We start from the raw sequence: 19,167 nt of genomic DNA, 5'->3' as shown, positions 1-19,167 counted from the left end.
GTGCGGCCAGGCCAACCAGCTCCGGGTCAGCAATGTGGTCCGGATCCAGGTCTTTCGCTGCCTGCCGGGCAAAGGCCACGACATCCTCACCCTGCTCAGCGCTTGCTGCCGCTGCACCTCTGAGGGTGGCCCGCCGCTTGTGGATTGCAGCTTCCAGTTCCGGTGTGGCCTGCTTCAACAGACCCTGCACATGGCTTTTCACATCCTGATCAATTACCTGCCCATGATCATTTACCCAGTCCATCAGCCAGTCGACGCTGTGGCCCACCAGCGTCTCCAGATTGTTGTCCTTTGCCAGCTGCTGCTGAAGGTACGGCACGACGACGCCTGCCAGCTGCCCGGCCACATCACCGACTACCGGGTTTACCAATGACCGAACCCGCGGGCTCAGCAGGTTAACCAGTTGTTGACGGCGGGACTCCTGACCTTGTGGCGGGAAACCCTGTCCCTGAATCCAGTCGATTGCGCCCTGAACCAGTTGACGCTGGATGGCAACCACTTCCCCGGTCACGGTTTCCATCACCTTCGAAACCACGGACACCTCATCGTCACCCCCGTCAAATACCTCGCCAACCAGCCTGTCCAGCCAGACCGCGCCCTCCCGTGTACTGCACAGAATAAACTCACTGGTCAGCTTCTGCAGGCTGGCAAAGGGCAGTTCCCGGATCGCCGATTGCAACGGACCCGCAACCTGCTGCAAATCATCGGCCATCTCTGCACCCAGTGCCCGGTCGGCCACAATGCTAATCACCGATGGCTTGTGCTGCAGCGGGTCTGTTCCGTCTCCTGCTTCACTATCCGGCCCCAGAGCCTCAACGGCGAATTCCCGGACATCGTCGATGAACTCCGCTTTCCACGCCTCGGACATTAGCTTCCGGCTTAACAGTTCAACAACTGATGTCGTCAGCCACGGCTCCATCGCTGCCGTGAAGTCCGGAATCGTACCGGGTCGCTCCTGCTCACCATTGCGCTGAGCCATGAAGGCCGCGCCTTCGGTGACCGCCTCGGTCATCACCTCTTTGATGTGCGGCGTCATCACAGAGCGTACCATCTCCAGGTTATCCCGGAACTCACCGATGGCCAGCTCGACCATATCGCCCGCCAGTTGACTGCCTTCCCGGACCATCGCCTGTCGGGTACCTGTCCTGTGATCCGAATCCCGCTGACCTTCGCCATCCGTATCCAACTCGTTCAGGGAGTCGATGGCGGTCAGGCCAATGCTGTCATCATTGCCCGGGACCAGCTCTTTCGCCGTCCGCCGCAACGTGGTAACGACACCTTCTCCTGACTGCTGGCTTTTCCTGGCGGCCAAACGCAGGGTTGCCAGACGCTCATGGATGAGGTTTTTCAACTCCGGCGCGGCGGCCTGCATCATTGCCCGGACACGGGCTTCCACATCACCCGTAATTATCAGCCCATTGTCGTCTATCCACTGCGTCAGCCAGTCCACACTGTAACCCACCATGCTCGTCAGCGATTGCCCTTGGCTGAGCTGGCTCCGCAGGTACGGCATCACCCCGTCCTTCACCTGCTGCCGGTCCTGATCCATTTTCTCCGCCATCTGCCCGGCAGCATCACTCACCAACGGGTCCACCAGTGACTTGACTCTGGGTATCAGTACATCCAGCAGCTGTTGACGATGGGGCTTCTGCCCATCACCGTCCTGTTTTCGCACCCAGCCAATCACGTCCTGAACCAGCGACTGCTGAGCAGTGACCAGTTGCCCGGTTACCGCCTCGATCACCCGGGAGACCACCACCCCGTCATCCGCAAACAGGTCATTCACCAGCATATCCAGCCACCCGGCACCCGCCTGTGCACCTTGCAGGACGGCGTCGCTGGCCAGCTGTTTCAGACTGTCAAACGGCAGCTTTTCCATGGCCTGTTCCAGCTGGTCAACCCCCTGCCACAGCACTTCAGCGATCCCTTCGGTCAGCAACCGGTCAGCAACCGGAATCAGCACCGGAGGCTTGCCCTGCTGCGCCGGTGTACCTTCTTCTGTCTCATCACTCGGAGTCAGCGCCTGTTCAGCCTCCTGCTGAACATCGCTCACAATTTCTTGTTTCCACGCATCAGAAAGCAACTTCCGGTTTAGCTGCTCCACGACCGTTGTCGCCAACCAGGGGGGCACGGCACCGGTCAGGGCTGATATTCCCGGCGACGCAGCCTCATCACCATTACGCCGGGCACCGAAGGCTGCACCTTCGGTAACAATGACCTTCATGACTTCGCTGATATGGGGAGTAACGATTGACCGAACCGTGTCCAGTCTCTCTCTGATTTCATCAATTCCAAGCCCGGCAAATGCCCCGGCTGCCTGGCTACCTTCATGAATAACTGCCTGCCGGGTATCTGCCCACACATCCTGCCCGGGTCGCTCGTCATCCCCGCTATCCAAAGCCTCCCCGGGCAGGCAGGCCAGGCCGATCAACTCATCACCCCCGGAGTCCAGCGCATCCGCCATCCGGCGAACAGAGCGGGCAAGGGTCACCGCATTCCCACCCTTCTGCCCTGCCTCTGCCGCACCATCGCGCAGGGCTTTCAGCTGTTCGTGAATGGTAGACTCCAGCCCCCTGGCAATCTCGGCCACCAGCGATTTGGTCTGGGTTTCAATCTCCTGCGCAATTATCTGCCTCTGTTCGTCTTTATCTACCCAATCCGTCAGCCAGTCCACACCGTAACCCATCAGACTGTCCAGCTTATGATCTCTGTCAAACTGCTCCAGAAGGTACGGTAAAGCATCGTTGATCACCTTTTGTGGGGGCTGTCCGGTTTTTTCCACCACCCGGCTGGCAACATCATTCACCGCTGGGGCCACCAGTGACTGAACCCGCGAGGTCAACAGGTTGATCAGCTGTTGACGATGAGGTTCCTTACCCGGAACCTGGGGGCCCTGCTCCCGCACCCAGTTAATCACCCCCTGAACCAACTCACACTGAGCGGCAACGATCTCCCCGGTTACCTTGTCCTGCACTTTCGCAACGATGGTCTGGTCATTGGCACCGCTGGTGTAAAGCTCTTTCACGAGGGCTTCCAGCCAGTCAGCCCCTTTCTGGGTACTGTGCAGGATAAAGTCACTGGCCAACCGCTTCAGATTCGCATGGGGCAATTGACTCAGGCCCTTCTCCAGCTGGTTGGCACCCTCACGAAGTACTCCCGCGATCTCTTCTTTTACGACCCGTTCTGCAGCCTCTGCCGGCTTGTTCACTGGGTCTTTGTCTCTGGCCCTGTTCCCCCCCGGGGTTAACGCCGCGGCTGCCGCTTCTTCGACATCGGTCACGGTCTCCTCACACCACGGATCGGACTTCAGTCGTCGGCTTAACAGGTCAACGACCGATGTCGTCAGCCACGGCGTCATCGCTGTCGTGAAGCCCGGGATCGTACCCGGCCGCTCCTGCTCACCGTTGCACCGGGCCATGAAGGCCGCACCTTCGTTGACCGCCTCAGTCATCACCGCGTTGATATGTGGCGTCACCACGGCCCGCACCGTCTCCAGGTTGTCCCGGAGCTCACCGATGGCCAGGCCGGCCACATCGCCGGCCAGTTGACTGCCTTCCCGGGTCATCGCCTGCCGGGTGCCTGTCCACACATCCTGCCCGGATCGCTCGTCATCCCCGCTATCCGCAGGATCCCCAGGCAGGCCGGCCAGGCCGATCAACTCTTCATTCTCATCCCCAGATTCCAGCGCATCCGCCATCCGGCGAACCGAGCGGGCAAGGGTCACCGCACTCTCACCCTTCTTGCCAACCTCTGCCGCACCATCGCGCAGGGCTTTCAGTTGGCTGTAAATGGTGGACTCCAACCCCTTGAAAATCTCAGCTACCAATGATGCAGCCTGAGTTTCAACCTCCCGATCAATTAGTTGTCCATGCTCGCCTACCCAGACCGTCAGCCAGTCCACACCGTAGCCCATCAAGCTTTCCAGCCTATGATCTTTGTCTAGCTGCTCCAGAAGATACGGTAAGGCATCGTTGATCACCTGCTGATGGGCCTGTCCGGTTTTCTCCACCACCTGGCTGGCAACATCATTCACCGCCGGGATCGCCAGTGAACAGGCCCGCGAGGTCAACAGGTTGATCAGCTGCTGACGGTGGGGCTGCTGCCCCTGAGCCTGGGGGTCCTGCTCCCGCACCCAGTTAATCACCCCCTGAACCAGCTCACGCTGAGCGGCAACGATCTCCCGGGTCACACTGTCCATCACCCTGGTGACGACGGCCTGGTCACTGGCACCGCCGGTGTAAAGTTCTTGCACCAGGCCTTCCAGCCAGGCAGCACCATCCTGTGTGCTGTGCAGAATAAAATCACCGGCTAAACGCTTCAGGTTCCCATGGGGCAGTTGACTCAGACCTTGCTCCAGCTGGCTGGCACCCTGACGGAGTACTCCCGCCATCCCTTCTTTTATGACCCGTTCTGCAACCTGTACAGGCTTGCTCACTGAGTCTTTATCTTTGGCCCCGTTCCCGTCCGGGGTTAACGCCGCGGCTGCAGCTTCCCGGACATCGGTCACGGTCTGCCCGGACTTCAGTGGATGGCTTAACAACTCTACAACCGATGTCGTTAGCCACGGCGTCATGGCCGCCGTGAAGCCCGGGATCGTATCGGGTCGCTTCCGCTCACCGTTGCGCCGGGCCATAAAGGCTGCACCTTCGGTGACCGCCTCAGTCATTACCGCTTCTATATGCGGTGCCATCACAACCCGCACCGTTTCCAGATTGTCCCGGAACTCACCAATCGCAAGGGCGGCCACATCGCCTGCTGCCTTGCTGCCTTCCCGAATGACCGCCTGACGGGTTGCAGGCCATTTATCAATATGATGCTCATCTGCCCTTGAATCAGCAGAAAACGTAGCAGGAGAGTTTACCGGTTCATCGCCCGCTGCTGGCTGCCCTGCTGTACTTGTGCTTGCTGAAACAGAGGATATGGCGACAGGTTGATTACCAGAATCCTGAATAGCTGACGGTGGTCTATTACTTCTGTCTATGGCCTTATGAACCAGTGTTTTAAAACCAGTACCGTTTTCTTCACAGCTCTTTGCATCTCGTTTTAACGTTTCAAGATGAGCTTTAATTTTTGGAATAATAAATGGCTCAAAAGCTTCAACTGCTTTATTGAGTTTCTCTTCAAATTGTTTTGAATCGCGAAACAGGTTAACAAACTCATCCAGCAGCTCATTCAATGCACCGGTAATGCGCGTCTCAGTGCCAAAGAATGTGGCAATTGTTGAACCGTACTGTTGCAAGATTGAACTGCATACTTTCTCTACCTGCCCGATAAGCCGGTTTCGCTCTGACTTAATATCCTCTGGATCGCGCTCATTCCATTCACTGAATACCTGAACTGTATCAGCATGAATTTTTATCAGAGTACTAGTGATAATTTCCTTTACCCGGGCCAGAAGCTCATCAAAATTTCTTTCTGTCAGCTCTATCCCTTCAGCCATCATTCGGGCTAATGCTTGATCAACGATCTGCCTGATACATTGAGAATCAATTCCTGCCATTGTTTTATCAACAAAAGCACTGCCTGACTGCAATGCAGAAGCGATACCTTTATCCAACGTATTATCAACACAGTTACCTTCTGTATCAGCCTGTCCCGGGGAGGGTCTCGATAAATTCAGGACATGCGCTATCAAACTGACAAAAATGCTTTGGACACTTTTTTGCCCCTCGTCTGTATCAGCCCAACTTAATTTATCAAGGCAAACCTGGTGAATCAGATGAAACAGGATGGGAGAGACGGCTCGTGTGAAGCCATTAATCAGGGCATCTTCACCCTCGACCCTATCACTATATCCACCCCACATGTCTGCAGCATTTATTGTCAGCGAAGTGGCTTGCTTGAGTTCATTGATGAAAACCCGGGTTATTGCCTTGGCCAAAGCCTTCTGGGCAGGTATTTTTTGGAATATTTTTTTTACTTGCGATTCAGCGACAACAGTGACAATCCGATTCACTAACCACTTTGGGATTCCAATAGCCTTTTGCAGAGAACTGAACAAGGCACGAGGTGCAGCGAGAACCCTCCAACGGCTGCTTCCAGTGCCACCAGGCTCTTCAGCAGAACTATTCACCTCTTCTGGTTGCCCTGGGGAGCTGCCGATATTGATAGCGCCGGCCTGTTCAGTACTTTCCTGATGACTGATCCGCCTGACGCTGAAACCGGCGCCTTGATGAAAGGCCTCATGAACTCTTTTCAGGAACTTGAGGTATAGGTCATGGTAGACATGGATAACCCTGCGAGCCTCCTCATACTCATCACCCGAACTTTCTGAAGATTCAGCCCCCGCCAGATCAGCTCGAACCCTGTGAGCTGTAGCTGCCCGCCCTTGAGTGTCACCGCAATCAAAATACTCACAGCTTGATGTATTTGATGTATTTGATGTATTTGATGTATCAGAGAAGCATGGACTGGCAGCCCTGAATCGGAATGAATGATCAATAGCAGGCAAGGGTGAGTGAGTGGGTACGTTTCTCTCATGTGATGAGGTTGAAGCATCTGCTTGTTCACTTTCGGCTTGAGCCCCCGCTATTGATGGAGAATGCTGAGCAACTTCAGTTTGTGAACCACTATCCATGGCTGGATTAGTACTGTCTGCAAATAACCGATTTTGCCCCGGGACTATAACAATTCGCTGACGGTCTCTAAGCGAGGACTGGTTCTCAGGAGAGGGATTCAGCTGAGATTGAAGGGTATTTCTATTACCTTGATTTGCAGCACAATAATTAAGGCGAACGGGGCCACTACCCCTGCTCGGAGTGCTAGCAGAAGATCCATTAACACCGGTTATGACCTGATGAATAATACTCGGCCCCAACGTCATTCACTAAGACTCCATTCCACTGCCTGACACATTTTTATAATAAAATAGCTCTTATCATTCAGTAACAAACGGGTTAGAAAAACCCACCTGACTGACAGGTGCTTTATTATCTATTTGATTTCACAGGCTTTAAAACAAAAACCATTCTTAAAAATAAATGAAACGGCCGTCTTATTGGAATGAAAAAGAAAAGAAAAGTTCCCTGATTTTTGACCAGAAAGCCGAAAATCAGGGTAAGCAAAGAGAAAAGAAGTGTAAATCAGGCAGGAACGCGGCGAATTCTGGCGCCAAGTTGTTGGAGTTTTTCTTCGATACACTCGTAACCACGGTCAATGTGGTAGATACGCTCAATCACCGTTTCACCTTCTGCAACGAGGCCCGCGATGACCAGACTGGCAGAAGCTCTGAGGTCCGTCGCCATCACTGGAGCGGCCTTCAGTTGTTCAACACCTTTGATAATAACGGTATTGCCTTCAACATCAACATCTGCGCCCATGCGCGTCATTTCCTGAACATGCATGAAGCGGTTTTCAAACACGGTTTCAGTAATCCGGCCGGTACCTTCAGCAATAATATTGAGTGCCGTAAACTGAGCCTGAATATCCGTTGGCATCGCAGGATAAGGCGCCGTTGTCAGGTCAATGGCTTTAGGACGCCGGCCCTTCATATCCAGCTCAATCCAGTCATCACCCCACTCTACGGAGGCACCGGCTTCACGAAGTTTGATCAGAATGGCATCCAGAATATCAGGCTGTGTGTCCTTCAGACGAATCCGACCTCCGGTAGCCGCTGCGGCAATCAGGTAGGTTCCGGTTTCAATACGATCAGGCAGTACTGAATAAGTACAGCCATGGAGCCGCTCAACACCCTGAATACGGATCCTATCGGTACCGTGACCTTCAATTTTGGCGCCCATGGTAATAAGGCATTCTGCCAGATCAACCACTTCGGGTTCGCGGGCCGCATTCTCAATGATGGTTTCACCATCGGCCAGCGTAGCAGCCATCAAAATATTTTCCGTGCCGGTCACCGTCACGGTTTCCATCAGGATATGGGCACCTTTCAGACGACCTTTGACACTGGCTTTGATATAGCCGTCTTCAACAGCAATATCAGCACCCATGGCCTCCAGGCCTTTGATGTGCAAATCCACCGGACGACTGCCAATAGCACAGCCACCGGGCAGTGAAACTTCCGCCGCCTTGAATTTTGCCAGCAGCGGGCCCAGCACCAGAATGGAAGCACGCATGGTTTTAACCAGCTCGTAGGGCGCCTTGAGCTGTTTAATGGTGCTGGCATGAACCTCAACGTTCATCTTTTCATCCACCAGCAGCTCAACCCCCATGCAGCCAAACAGCTCACACATGGTGGTTATATCGTGCAGGTGGGGCAAGTTACACACAGTGACCGGAGAGTCAGCCATCAGAGTGGCCGCCAGGATGGGCAGGGCAGCGTTCTTGGCGCCAGAGATTCTGATCTCTCCATCAAGACGCACGCCACCGGTGATAATCAGTTTATCCATGGTTTCTCACTTAGTCCTGGTTATCCAGTTGTCTGGCCCGTTCGGCAGTGGTCAGAGCCACCATCGTCACTGCGTGAATGGCTCCGCTGGTGATAAACGGGTTCAGGTGGGCGTAGATCATCTGCTGCCGCTGGACGGGCCTCATGGCTTCAAACTGGTCGCTGATGATGGTCAGGCGAAAATCACAGCCTTCTCCTTCAACCATCACTTGCGAGTCTGCAATCGCTTTTTCCAGCAGCGCCTTGACCTCATCGGCTTGCATGATCCAACCTCTCTGGGAATAACATTCAGGAATTAAAGGGGGGGGGTAAAACGGCTAATAATATCCGAGAGCGGCTTGCATGAATAGCACCGGATGCCAGCTTATTTTACAGAATCATTTTTCATAAGCCTCCAGAAAATCGCCTGGAAAGCGTATTTACCAATTCAGGCGATATCAAATGTCGTCAGGCAAGTAGTACAAAAACCGACTAACCTCGCTAGGGCTTGTCCGGTGAATTTCACTCATTTTCCGGGTTCAACCCTAACCCTTTGGCCAGTTTTAAAGTGAGCCTGCAGGTTCAAGACTGACACCAATCAAGGTGAATAATAACTCCCACTTTGCATATAGTGAGTAGTAGTTTATGGATTCAGCCATAGGCGGTTCGTTGAGATGCGGCTATTCTGCCGGTGTTAACAAATCACAGACCAAAACATCGTTTGCCTCCAAAGGCCCGATGGCCCGCCACCACGGCAAGACTATTACCCTCCCCGGCACGCCGACCATAAAGATCGTAGCCAATCCCCATGTCAAGTCGAGTATTACTACCCTGCCTCTTTTATACCGCTCTGCCCGGTCTTTTATCATCAGGGGCTTGCAAACAGGCGGGGCACTGCTGGGCAAGGCGGCAGACCTTACCGTAGCCGCGGCCATGAGTTCAGTCCAACTGGCTGACAGGCTCCCAATCGGTAAGACAACGGTTATCATGCTGGGTACTTTATGGACTCAGTTACGGGTGGTACAGGCTCTTGATTGTGGACCTGACAGGCATGCATGCGACGGGACTTGCTTTAGTCTCTGGCATCGGTGTGATAGTTGGACCGTTTGCAGTGATGGTTCAGATGAGTGGAATTGCACTCAGGCTAAATGTAAAGAGTTAGGCCGATTTAGATGCGAAAACACAAAATGCATTTCACAAACCATGCAATGTGATGGCTATTATGATTGCGGTAATGGTTCAGATGAGCGTGACTGCCCTGTCTCTGTCAATAGCTTCACAGCTGGAACCAATAAAGATGAAGAATCGGCTATCTCTTCTGTCGCTCTGGCTGCCACAGTAATTGGAGCATTCGTCTTTGTAAGCTGCTGCTATATGGGGTATCGCCTGGTCAGAATACAGCGACAGGTAGCTGCTCGTTTATCAATGGGCCAGCTTGCCGCAGGAAGCTCGGAGAACATCCCGTTATATTCCAGATTGCAGACAGACCACCCCCCAACCTATGAGGAAGTTTTAGCACAGCTAACCGATGATGCTGAACCACCACCGCCAGCTTATGATCAAATTTTAGTACCGCCAACTGATGCTGCTGCTGAACCACCACCAACTTATGATGAAGTTGTACCACCACAACAGCCAGACGGTAATGATTTGGACTGGAGTGAAACGAGAGTTTAAGAACTGCTCAGGCTTACTAACAACTGATGAATACCGCAAACCTGGGCAAGGGCTTCCAGCTTATGGGGAATGTTGGTAAAAGCGATGGTTTTATCCTCTTCACGAGCCAACCGGATCCAGGAAAGACACACCGATAAAGCAGAGCTATCGGCCTGAGTAACCCCCTGCAGACTGATTTCCCAATGATCTGCAGCATGCGGCGCCTGTGATGGGCAAATGCTGGCTAACAGCAACTCACGCCCCTGTTTCTCTATGGCCGGGGCGGTATCGACGGTAATCGCACCACTGAGTTTAAGTCGCCCGTGAGCCAGCACATCCAGCGTCATAATTTTTTATCCGCCCTTTTTATCCGCCGCCGAAGCAACAGCATTACCCTTCATAATCTCTGGCCAGTAATCAACCACGTACTGAATATCCCGATGCTTACTCATGGCACCCGCAAACTGGTTCCGGAACTGGATTCCGATATTAATGCCATCAACAATAATATTTCTCAGTTTCCAGCGCCCATCCTGATGGACCATGGAATAAGAAATGGCAACAGTACCCGACGAGGTTCTTACCGTCATATCAACAGGAATCAGTCGCGCCTTACCGGCTTTATAATCATTCAGCACAGATTCAGGAACTGCATCGACTTTTTCGATAGTCAGCCGGGTGTCATCCAGCTTCAGCAAAGCCTTACCATAGAAGCTGATCAAACTGTCTTTAAAAACAGACGAGAACTGCTCAAGTTGCCCTGGCTTTGCACGACGGGAATATTTACCCATCACCCCCCGGGCAATAGAATCAAACGCGATCACCGGTGACAGCTGGCGATCTACCTCTACGATGAAAGCATCACTGTTCTTTTTGTAGCCATCTATATTTTTCTCTAATGTAGCCAGCAGTCCACGGGTAATCTTTTCCACATCCTGCTGTGGCGACTGAATGGCCTGCTCTGCTGAAAAAACAGCGGATGACCACTGCAAAAAAAGCATCGCCAGAACAGTCAGAAAGTTTTTATTGCGTTTCATTGTCCATTCCATCCACTAACCGGGGAGAAGCAGGCCTACTCACCTTTATTGACTGTACCCAAAAGAAACTTACCAATCAGCTCCTCGAGAATGAGCGCTGACTGAGTATCTTCAAAACGTTCACCATTGCGCAGATACTCCTCATCACCACCAATACTGATGCTGATGTACTGCTCACCCAGAAGACCCGCCGTTACAATCGCGGCAGTACTGTCGATGGGAATATTATCGATACGCTGATCAATATCCATCACCACTTTGGCCATATAGGTATTTTTATCCAGCGTCACTTTTTCAACCTTGCCAATGGTCACGCCCGCCATGGAAATTTTTGACCGGGATTTCAGGGATCCGGCGTTATCAAAATAAGCATGAAGCTCATAGGTTTCACCGCCGCTTTTCGGGGAAAGACCGCTGACCTTTATCGCCATAGCCACCAGTGCCAGCACTCCCGCCAGCATAAAGGCGCCTACACTGATTTCTAGCGTACGCATCCGCATCTTATAGTTCTCCAAACATGACGGCGGTCAAAATAAAATCCAGTCCAAGTACAGCAAGGGAGGAGTAAACCACAGTCCTTGTTGTTGCACGACCGATGCCTTCTGAAGTCGGGATTGCATCATATCCCTGGAAAACAGCAATCCAGGTCACCACAATACCAAAAACCAGGCTTTTCACCATGCCGTTGCCGACATCGTTGACAAAATCAACCGACTGCTGCATGCCAGTCCAGAATGACCCTTCATAAATACCCAGCCAGTCGACCCCGACCATAACACCACCAAGAATCCCCACCAGATTGAAGATGGCAGTCAGTAGCGGCAGTGAGATAACACCGGCCCAGAAACGGGGGGCGACAATCCTTTTCAAAGGATCGACACCAATCATTTCCATACTGGAAAGCTGCTCGGTCACTTTCATCAAACCAATCTCTGCAGTCAGTGCAGAGCCCGCCCGCCCGGCAAAAAGAAGCGCAGTGACCACTGGCCCCAGCTCCCGAACCAGGCTCAGGGCCACCAGCTGTCCAACCGCCCCTTCTGAGCCATAACGAATCAGGATACTGTAACCCTGCAACCCCAGGACCATACCGATAAAGAGGCCGGAAACGGTCACAATAATTAACGACAGTACTCCTACGTTATACAGTTGCTGAATGAGCAGTAAACCCCGGTTACTAAAACCGGCCCGGGAAAAAATCGCCAGAAACAGAAAAATACCGGATCGCCCCAGGGACTGAAGATACCCAAGACCAATCTGACCGAGCTGTGCCAGCCGATCCAGTACGTCAAGCTTCATTGAATACCCCCCGGATCCAGTAAATCGTCATGATAATCGTCAGCCGGATAATGAAAAGGGACCGGCCCATCCGGAATCCCCTGCATAAACTGCCGCACTCTGGCATCGTTTGAGTTCAGCATTTCCTCAGGCGTTCCATAACCAATCACGTCACCATCGGCAATCAGATAAAGTAAATCAGCAACACTGGCGGTCTCATGGAGATCATGGGAAACAATGATACTGGTTATCCCAAGGGCCTGATTCAACTTGCGAATCAACTCCACCAGAACGCCCATGGCGATGGGATCCTGGCCAACAAATGGCTCATCATACATCACCATTTCCGGGTCAAGAGCGATAGCCCTTGCCAGTGCTACACGACGATTCATCCCTCCGGATAACTCACTGGGCATCAACGACGATGCACCACGTAAACCCACGGCATGAAGTTTCATTAATACAATGTCGTTTATCATTAATTCTGATAACTGTGTGTGGATACGCAGGGGAAAGGCCACGTTTTCGAAGACAGTAAGGTCAGTGAACAGGGCACCGCTTTGAAACAGCATGCCCATTTTACGACGCAGTACGAATAACTGGTCTCTCGACAGACCGGCAAGATCCTGACCGTCAACCACAATAGAACCCTGGTCGGGTCGAAGCTGTCGGCCAATCAGGCGAAGCAACGTGGTTTTACCGGTACCCGACGGTCCCATGATGCCCACGACCTTGCCACGGGGGATATCCATATCGATATTATTAAAGATAACCCGGGCACCGCGGTAATAGGTCAGACCACGGATTTCGATAAAATTATCTATGCGGTTTTCTTCACAAGAAGAGACAGAATTAATCATGGAGCAAGCAGATCCCTGCGACAAACCAGAAGTAAAAAGTCATCCAGACAGAATATTATGACCTGTTTTACTGCGTTATTGCACCTTCTTGAATAATATCTGGACGGCAAGGCTTAAATTCTATCGGATAGTTCTTACCCATATATGGTCAATTCAGACTGGAAGGCGGTTGCATTGCCCACCTGATTTTCAATAAAATCCCTCTTTATACAGAATCTTGAGAAACCATCCGGAATGAGTCCTGCCATCTATGCCATCGTCGCCATTATTATTGGCTTCATACTCCTAACCTGGAGTGCTGATCGTTTTGTTGGCGGCGCTGCCGCCACTGCCAGAAACTGGGGTATCTCCCCAATGCTTATTGGTTTGACCGTCGTATCTATTGGTACGTCTGCACCTGAAATACTGGTATCACTCATGTCCGCCCTTCAAGGGCATACCGATATCGCCGTGGGTAATGCCATTGGCTCCAATATCGCTAATATGGGACTGGTACTGGGTATAACGGCTCTGATTGCGCCATTGTCAGTAAAGCCGGCACTGGCTAAACGTGAAATCCCCTTGCTACTGGTAGTGACGCTCATTGCTGGCGCCTGCCTGATCAATAGTTACCTGGGCGTTATCGAAAGTCTGGTGCTGCTATCTGGCCTGTTCGTCACACTCTACCTGATGATCTACTGGCAAAAAGCCCACCCGGAAGAGCCTTTGGTTGATAGTGAAGAAATCGAGAAGCTGCCTTCAGGCAAGGCCTACCTGGAACTTATCGGTGGCCTTGTACTGCTGCTGGTCAGTGCCCAGATTCTGGTCTGGGGAGCCACGCAGATCGCTACTCTGCTGGGCGTAAGCGAGCTGGTTGTGGGATTGACCGTTGTCGCTATTGGAACAAGCCTTCCGGAACTGGCTGCATCCGTTGCCAGCGTCCTCAGAGGACACCACGACATCGCCCTTGGCAATGTCATTGGTTCCAATATTTTTAACCTGCTGGCGGTGCTTTCCATGCCAGGACTGGTGGCCCCGGGACCACTTAACGAGTCCGTAATATCCAGGGATTATCCGGTGATGCTGGCGTTTACCGTTCTGGTTGCAGCCATGACCATGTTTGGCAAAAAACCCAAAACACTGGGACGTTATACGGGCATCATCCTTCTGGTTGGCTACGGTTGCTATGGTGCCATGCTCTATATGCAGCACGGTTAATGGCCGTTGTCCGTAGTCCGTAGTCCGAAAAAGATAAGACTGGCTTTTACGGACAGCGGACTACGGACAGCGGACTACGTAAAAAGATGGCTGGTTTTCAAACCACCAACCCATTAAGCTGAGACGCATTTAATTACCGGGCTAAAAGGCTTTAAAGAAATGACCTCTGACCAGAGTTTTATTGAAATTGGTCGTCGCACCATTCAGATAGAAAAAGATGCCATTGAAGCCATGCTGCCACGCATTGGCGAAGACTTCAGCAAAGCCTGCCGGTTAATGCTGGAGTGCCGGGGCAGAGTTGTTGTGGTAGGTATGGGCAAGTCCGGACATATCGCTCGTAAAATCAGTGCAACCCTTGCCAGCACAGGCACACCGGCTTTTTACGTCCATCCCGGTGAAGCCAGCCATGGCGATATGGGCATGATTACCGCCAATGATGTAGTACTCGCTATTTCAAACTCTGGCGAGACCGCTGAAGTGGTAACGCTACTGCCCCTGTTCAAACGCATGGGCGCCCCGGTTATCAGCATGACTGGAAAGTCAGCCTCAACACTGGCTCAAGCCGCTGAAGTCAATCTGAATACCGGTGTTGATAAAGAAGCCTGCCCTCTTGACCTTGCTCCCACATCCAGTACCACAACTCAACTGGTCATGGGTGATGCGCTGTCCATTGCCTTGCTGGAGGCCAGAGGCTTTACGGCCGAAGACTTTGCTTTCTCACACCCGGGCGGTGCCCTTGGACGCAGACTCCTGCTGAAAGTACAGGATATCATGCATGAAGGTAACCGCATCCCCAGGGTCAAACAAGGGACACATCTGGGCGGGGCTTTACTGGAAATGACCCAAAAAGGGCTGGGCATGACCACCATTACTGATGACAACAATGTGGTGATTGGCATTTTCACGGACGGTGATCTTCGTCGCGCTCTTGACCAGGGTGCTGACCCCCGTAACACCACCATTGATGATGTCATGAGCATTAAGTGCACGACAATTTCACCGGATATTCTTGCCGCTGAAGCACTGAAAATTATGGATGACCGGAAAATCAATGCATTAATCTGTGTTGATGAAGACCGGCACGCTGTTGGTGCAATTAATATGCATGACCTACTGAAAGCAGGTGTGGTTTAAGGGAAGCTGCCATCAAGAATATACCGTCGTCATCCCCGCGAAAGAGGTTGTCACAAAAGGTCTTAAATGCAGATTTATACCACTGCCGTCTTTCCCGCGAAGGAGGGTGTCGCAAAAGGGCAAAACACCCCCCGACCGTCATCGTCGCGAAGGCGGTTGTCGCAAAACCCTCCTCGCTCCCACGCTTTTAGGCTCTGTGGGTCCTGCGTGGTAGCGCCAGGACCCAACCACAGACACGATTCCTGTGGTTGGCTATGCATTCCCACGCAGAGCGTGGGAACGAGGTTCCTGGTGGGTTTTGCGACAGCCTCGAAGGCGGGAATCTATCTCGAGAGTGGGAGTCTGTCTCGAGCAGTGGATCCCCGCCTGCGCGGGGATGACGGTTGGGAGTTAATCCTCCCTTTCTCTGGTTCTGGACGCTTCCTGCGTTCATCGTATAACCATCCAATAAAGAGTTGAACATGATCTATCTTGCCTCCCAGTCCCCACGGCGAGCCGAGCTGCTGCAACAGATCGGCGTACCCTTTCAAAAGCTGATTTGTGATATTGATGAAACACCGTTCCAGCAGGAAGTTCCCTCTGACTATGTACTGAGAATGGCTCAGGAAAAAGCCGGGGCTGGCTGGCAGAAAGTCCTGACGTCAGGCTCGGGGAAAATGCCTTTGCTGGCAGCGGATACAACGGTTGTCTGTAATGACCAGATTCTTGGTAAACCTCAGGATTCAGAAGATGCTCATCGCATATTGGCGATGCTTTCCGGTAATACCCATCAGGTGATGACTGCTGTTGCCTTGACGGATGGTGATCAGCTCTATTCAGAACTTTCTGTAACGGATGTTGTTTTCAATAAGCTGACTGATCAGTTAATTGAAAGCTATATTGTCACCGGTGAACCCATGGATAAAGCGGGGGCATATGGTATTCAGGGTTATGGCTCAGTTCTGGTTGCCAGTATCTCTGGTAGTTATTCGGCGGTGGTTGGGCTGCCGCTAATGGAAACGTCCCGTCTGCTTGCCCGTTTTAATATTCCGATTTGGGAAGCTTGACAGGGATAAGCTTTTATTCTGGATTTTAATGCCCGGATAAGGATTTCACAGGTCAAAAACAGTACGTTCAGTAAGGATGCTAAAGGCATATTTCGCTGGTAAAGTCTGTTGGAATACTTTTTGGTATAAAGTTTGTCAGGAAGCAAAAATCGGACGCCAATTGCTGGTATGATCGAACAATCGGTTTTTATTTCTACTAATACATAAGCTCGACTAAAGGATTAGTGAAAGTGTATTGACCTGTAGCGCCTCAATTTTTGAACAATCAGTCAGGCATTACAGGTCAATGCATTAAGGAATTGAGGGACGAGGATGAGCGAAGAAATTCTCATGAATATCACGCCCATGGAATCACGGGTGGCTCTGGTTGAAAATGGGGTGTTGCAGGAGATCTATGTCGAGCGGGCCCGAAGCCGCGGGATTGTTGGCAATATTTATAAAGGTAAGATAGTCCGGGTGCTACCGGGAATGCAGGCTGCTTTTGTCGATATAGGTCTTGAGCGGGCGGCGTTTATCCATGCCAGTGAAATTACCCCCAGGTCGGAAAACCGGCATGAAAAAAACAGTGTAGATAGTCAGGAACGCCCTATTTATGAGCTGGTACACGAAGGCCAGTCTCTGGTGGTTCAGGTAACCAAAGACCCCCTGGGTACCAAAGGTGCTCGTTTAACAACGCATATCTCAATCCCTGCCCGTTACCTGGTGCATATGCCCAAAAACAATCATGTGGGCATTTCCCTTCGTATAGATGATGTTGAGGAGCGTGATCGCCTGCGGCAGCTGGTGGAGTCCTGTCTTGGCAGTCAAAATGAAAGTCCTTCTGAATGTTCTGCAAACCCCGGCGGCTTTATTTTAAGAACGGCGGCGGAAGGTATTGGTGAAGCTGAGGTTCGGGCGGATATTCTTTTCCTGCGCAGACTGTGGGAAACCATTGAAGAAAATATCAAGAATAGCACGGCGCCAGCTAATGTTTATGAAGACCTGCCTCTTCACCTGAGAACCATGCGTGACCTGGTAAATCCCAATATTGAGAGGATTCGCGTTGACTCAAGGGAAACCTTTGAGAAAGTCTCAAAGTTTGTGAAAAAGCTGGTGCCAGAGATCGATGGTCGGGTGGAATACTATCCCGGTGAACGCCCAATCTTTGATTTATTCAGTGTTGAAGATGAAATTAATAAGGGGTTAAGTCGCAAGGTTCAGTTGAAGTCAGGGGGTTACCTGATACTTGATCAAACTGAGGCAATGTCCACCATTGACGTAAATACCGGCGCATTTGTTGGTCACCGTAACCTGGAAGAGACGATCTTCAAAACCAATCTGGAGGCCGCAGTGTGCATCGCCCGTCAGCTCCGCCTGCGGAATCTGGGTGGTATCATTATTATCGACTTTATTGACATGGAAGATTCGGAGCATCAGCGACAGGTTCAGCGAACGTTTGAAAAAGCGATGGAACATGATCACGCCAAGACTAATTTCACCGGAGTCAGTGAACTTGGTCTGGTGGAGATGACCCGCAAGCGAACCCGTGAGTCCCTGGAAAATGTATTGTGTGAAGCCTGTCCAACCTGTGCAGGCCGAAGCACACTGAAAACGCCAGAAACGGTATGTTATGAGATCTTCCGGGAGATTCTCCGGGCTGTCAGGGCTTATGATGGAGACGGTTATATGGTGCTGGCATCTGAAGCGGTGATTGACCGTTTACTGGATGAAGAGTCCAGTAATGTGGCTGACCTTGAAGCGTTTATTCAGAAGCCGATTCGTTTTCAGGTAGAGCCTATTTATACTCAGGAGCAGTTTGATGTAGTTCTGGTATAACGAACGCCGCCCGCTTCCCGCTTCCCGCTACCCGAAAAAGCCCGAGCCGCTTTTGCGGGCAGCGGCCTTTAAACCTCGTTCCCATGTCGAGCGAGGCTGTCGCGAAACTCCAATCAGACTCGTTCCCACGCAGAGCATGGGAACGAGGTTGTCGTAAGTTAGACCGTGAACTAGATGGCAAAAATCCTGGGTCGCTTTTACGGGCGGCGGGCAGCGGAAAGCGGGTAGCGGTCTTTTTGAATTGCCGCAATGTGCTGGAATGAGACTTAGCCTGACTATGTACTGGTGTGCATGAGTGTTATTCCGGTTGTTTCGCGTGTGGTGGGTGCGGTATGCATTCCCACGCAGAGCATGGGAACGAGGTTGTCGTAAGTTAGACCGTGAACTAGATGGCAAAAATCCTGGGTCGCTTTTACGGGCGGCGGGCAGCGGAAAGCGGGTAGCGGTCTTTTAGCATTTTGTAATGATCATTATTGAGTTGGGATTGAGATTTTATTGATGGTCACTTCTGTTATGCATTTGTTTGATGTTGGACAGGCTAATAGTTTGTCAGGGCAGGGCTACGGTTGTTGAAGCGAATTTTAAACAGCCTTAAGCGGAATATTCCGCACCGTCAGAATCCAGAGAGTGTAAAGACACCCTCTGGCGGTATGTGTCTGGTCAATAGTCTGATGAGGTGGAGCTGGAGGCTTCTGATTACAGGGTTGACCATTCTGGTGGTGATAGTTGCCTCTGGTCGCTTGATGTTCAGTTCATTGCCTGTCCTGCTACCTGAGCTCTCCCGTTTTCTCAGTGATCGTTTAAATGCTGACTTTCAGATTGAG

14 protein-coding genes are annotated in these 19,167 nt (G+C 51.8%); 6 read left to right on the top strand and 8 right to left on the bottom strand.

What is annotated here, in order from left to right:
- From RM811_RS18555 to RM811_RS18545, 3 genes are all read right to left on the bottom strand, one after another.
- Positions 1 to 6,577, bottom strand: a 6,577-nt coding sequence (locus tag RM811_RS18555) for a hypothetical protein (protein WP_402527267.1), incomplete at its 3' end; no start/stop codon positions are given.
- Between the two features lie 505 nt (positions 6,578 to 7,082).
- Positions 7,083 to 8,345 (bottom strand): UDP-N-acetylglucosamine 1-carboxyvinyltransferase, encoded by a 1,263-nt coding sequence (gene murA / locus RM811_RS18550; protein WP_402527265.1) that lies wholly within the window; start codon positions 8,343 to 8,345, stop codon positions 7,083 to 7,085.
- A gap of 10 nt (positions 8,346 to 8,355) precedes the next feature.
- Positions 8,356 to 8,607, bottom strand: coding sequence for a BolA family protein (locus tag RM811_RS18545; RefSeq protein ID WP_402527264.1), 252 nt, complete (start codon positions 8,605 to 8,607; stop codon positions 8,356 to 8,358).
- A 361-nt stretch (positions 8,608 to 8,968) separates the two neighbouring features.
- Between RM811_RS18545 and RM811_RS18540 the strand changes: the two genes are divergently transcribed.
- The gene (locus RM811_RS18540) at positions 8,969 to 10,000 is read left to right on the top strand and encodes a hypothetical protein (RefSeq protein WP_402527263.1); all 1,032 of its coding nucleotides are present in this window, start codon (positions 8,969 to 8,971) and stop codon (positions 9,998 to 10,000) included.
- Here the strand turns inward: RM811_RS18540 and RM811_RS18535 are convergent.
- The 5 genes from RM811_RS18535 to RM811_RS18515 are packed head-to-tail and all read right to left on the bottom strand — an operon-like array spanning position 9,997 to position 13,151.
- A complete protein-coding gene (locus tag RM811_RS18535) occupies positions 9,997 to 10,326 on the bottom strand; it encodes a lipid asymmetry maintenance protein MlaB (protein ID WP_402527262.1) in 330 nt (109 codons plus the stop codon). The two genes, RM811_RS18540 and RM811_RS18535, sit on opposite strands and share 4 nt — an antisense overlap.
- Positions 10,327 to 10,332: 6 nt before the next feature.
- Positions 10,333 to 11,016 (bottom strand): phospholipid-binding protein MlaC, encoded by a 684-nt coding sequence (locus RM811_RS18530; protein WP_402527261.1) that lies wholly within the window; start codon positions 11,014 to 11,016, stop codon positions 10,333 to 10,335.
- Between the two features lie 35 nt (positions 11,017 to 11,051).
- Positions 11,052 to 11,516 (bottom strand): outer membrane lipid asymmetry maintenance protein MlaD, encoded by a 465-nt coding sequence (gene mlaD / locus RM811_RS18525; RefSeq protein WP_402527260.1) that lies wholly within the window; start codon positions 11,514 to 11,516, stop codon positions 11,052 to 11,054.
- 1 nt (position 11,517) lies between these two features.
- A complete protein-coding gene (gene mlaE, locus RM811_RS18520; RefSeq protein ID WP_402527259.1) occupies positions 11,518 to 12,312 on the bottom strand; it encodes a lipid asymmetry maintenance ABC transporter permease subunit MlaE in 795 nt (264 codons plus the stop codon).
- Positions 12,309 to 13,151: an ATP-binding cassette domain-containing protein gene (locus RM811_RS18515; RefSeq protein ID WP_402527258.1), complete on the bottom strand. Its 843-nt coding sequence runs from the start codon at positions 13,149 to 13,151 to the stop codon at positions 12,309 to 12,311. The genes mlaE and RM811_RS18515 overlap by 4 nt, the downstream gene beginning before the upstream one ends.
- A 234-nt stretch (positions 13,152 to 13,385) precedes the next feature.
- Between RM811_RS18515 and RM811_RS18510 the strand changes: the two genes are divergently transcribed.
- The 5 genes from RM811_RS18510 to RM811_RS18490 all read left to right on the top strand — a co-directional run.
- A complete protein-coding gene (locus RM811_RS18510) occupies positions 13,386 to 14,348 on the top strand; it encodes a calcium/sodium antiporter (protein WP_402527257.1) in 963 nt (320 codons plus the stop codon).
- A gap of 159 nt (positions 14,349 to 14,507) precedes the next feature.
- Positions 14,508 to 15,482 (top strand): KpsF/GutQ family sugar-phosphate isomerase, encoded by a 975-nt coding sequence (locus RM811_RS18505; RefSeq protein ID WP_402527255.1) that lies wholly within the window; start codon positions 14,508 to 14,510, stop codon positions 15,480 to 15,482.
- 461 nt (positions 15,483 to 15,943) lie between these two features.
- Positions 15,944 to 16,528, top strand: coding sequence for a Maf family protein (locus tag RM811_RS18500; protein WP_402527254.1), 585 nt, complete (start codon positions 15,944 to 15,946; stop codon positions 16,526 to 16,528).
- 312 nt (positions 16,529 to 16,840) lie between these two features.
- Positions 16,841 to 18,343 (top strand): ribonuclease G, encoded by a 1,503-nt coding sequence (gene rng, locus RM811_RS18495; RefSeq protein ID WP_402527253.1) that lies wholly within the window; start codon positions 16,841 to 16,843, stop codon positions 18,341 to 18,343.
- A gap of 569 nt (positions 18,344 to 18,912) precedes the next feature.
- On the top strand, positions 18,913 to 19,167 hold a 255-nt coding region (locus RM811_RS18490), incomplete at its 3' end, for a hypothetical protein (protein ID WP_402527252.1).

Origin of the sequence: Endozoicomonas sp. (assembly GCF_031844845.1) — a bacterium.
In the GTDB taxonomy this organism is placed as follows: domain Bacteria; phylum Pseudomonadota; class Gammaproteobacteria; order Pseudomonadales; family Endozoicomonadaceae; genus Endozoicomonas.
Note: the sequence above shows the minus strand (reverse complement) of the source record. Positions and strands in the feature narration are given on the sequence as shown.

Coding starts and splice junctions, on each gene's coding strand:
- murA (WP_402527265.1), bottom strand. CDS start 8,345: ATGGATAAACTGATTATCACCGGTGGCGTGCGTCTTGATGGAGAGATC.
- RM811_RS18545 (WP_402527264.1), bottom strand. CDS start 8,607: ATGCAAGCCGATGAGGTCAAGGCGCTGCTGGAAAAAGCGATTGCAGAC.
- RM811_RS18540 (WP_402527263.1), top strand. CDS start 8,969: ATGGATTCAGCCATAGGCGGTTCGTTGAGATGCGGCTATTCTGCCGGT.
- RM811_RS18535 (WP_402527262.1), bottom strand. CDS start 10,326: ATGACGCTGGATGTGCTGGCTCACGGGCGACTTAAACTCAGTGGTGCG.
- RM811_RS18530 (WP_402527261.1), bottom strand. CDS start 11,016: ATGAAACGCAATAAAAACTTTCTGACTGTTCTGGCGATGCTTTTTTTG.
- mlaD (WP_402527260.1), bottom strand. CDS start 11,516: ATGCGGATGCGTACGCTAGAAATCAGTGTAGGCGCCTTTATGCTGGCG.
- mlaE (WP_402527259.1), bottom strand. CDS start 12,312: ATGAAGCTTGACGTACTGGATCGGCTGGCACAGCTCGGTCAGATTGGT.
- RM811_RS18515 (WP_402527258.1), bottom strand. CDS start 13,151: ATGATTAATTCTGTCTCTTCTTGTGAAGAAAACCGCATAGATAATTTT.
- RM811_RS18510 (WP_402527257.1), top strand. CDS start 13,386: ATGAGTCCTGCCATCTATGCCATCGTCGCCATTATTATTGGCTTCATA.
- RM811_RS18505 (WP_402527255.1), top strand. CDS start 14,508: ATGACCTCTGACCAGAGTTTTATTGAAATTGGTCGTCGCACCATTCAG.
- RM811_RS18500 (WP_402527254.1), top strand. CDS start 15,944: ATGATCTATCTTGCCTCCCAGTCCCCACGGCGAGCCGAGCTGCTGCAA.
- rng (WP_402527253.1), top strand. CDS start 16,841: ATGAGCGAAGAAATTCTCATGAATATCACGCCCATGGAATCACGGGTG.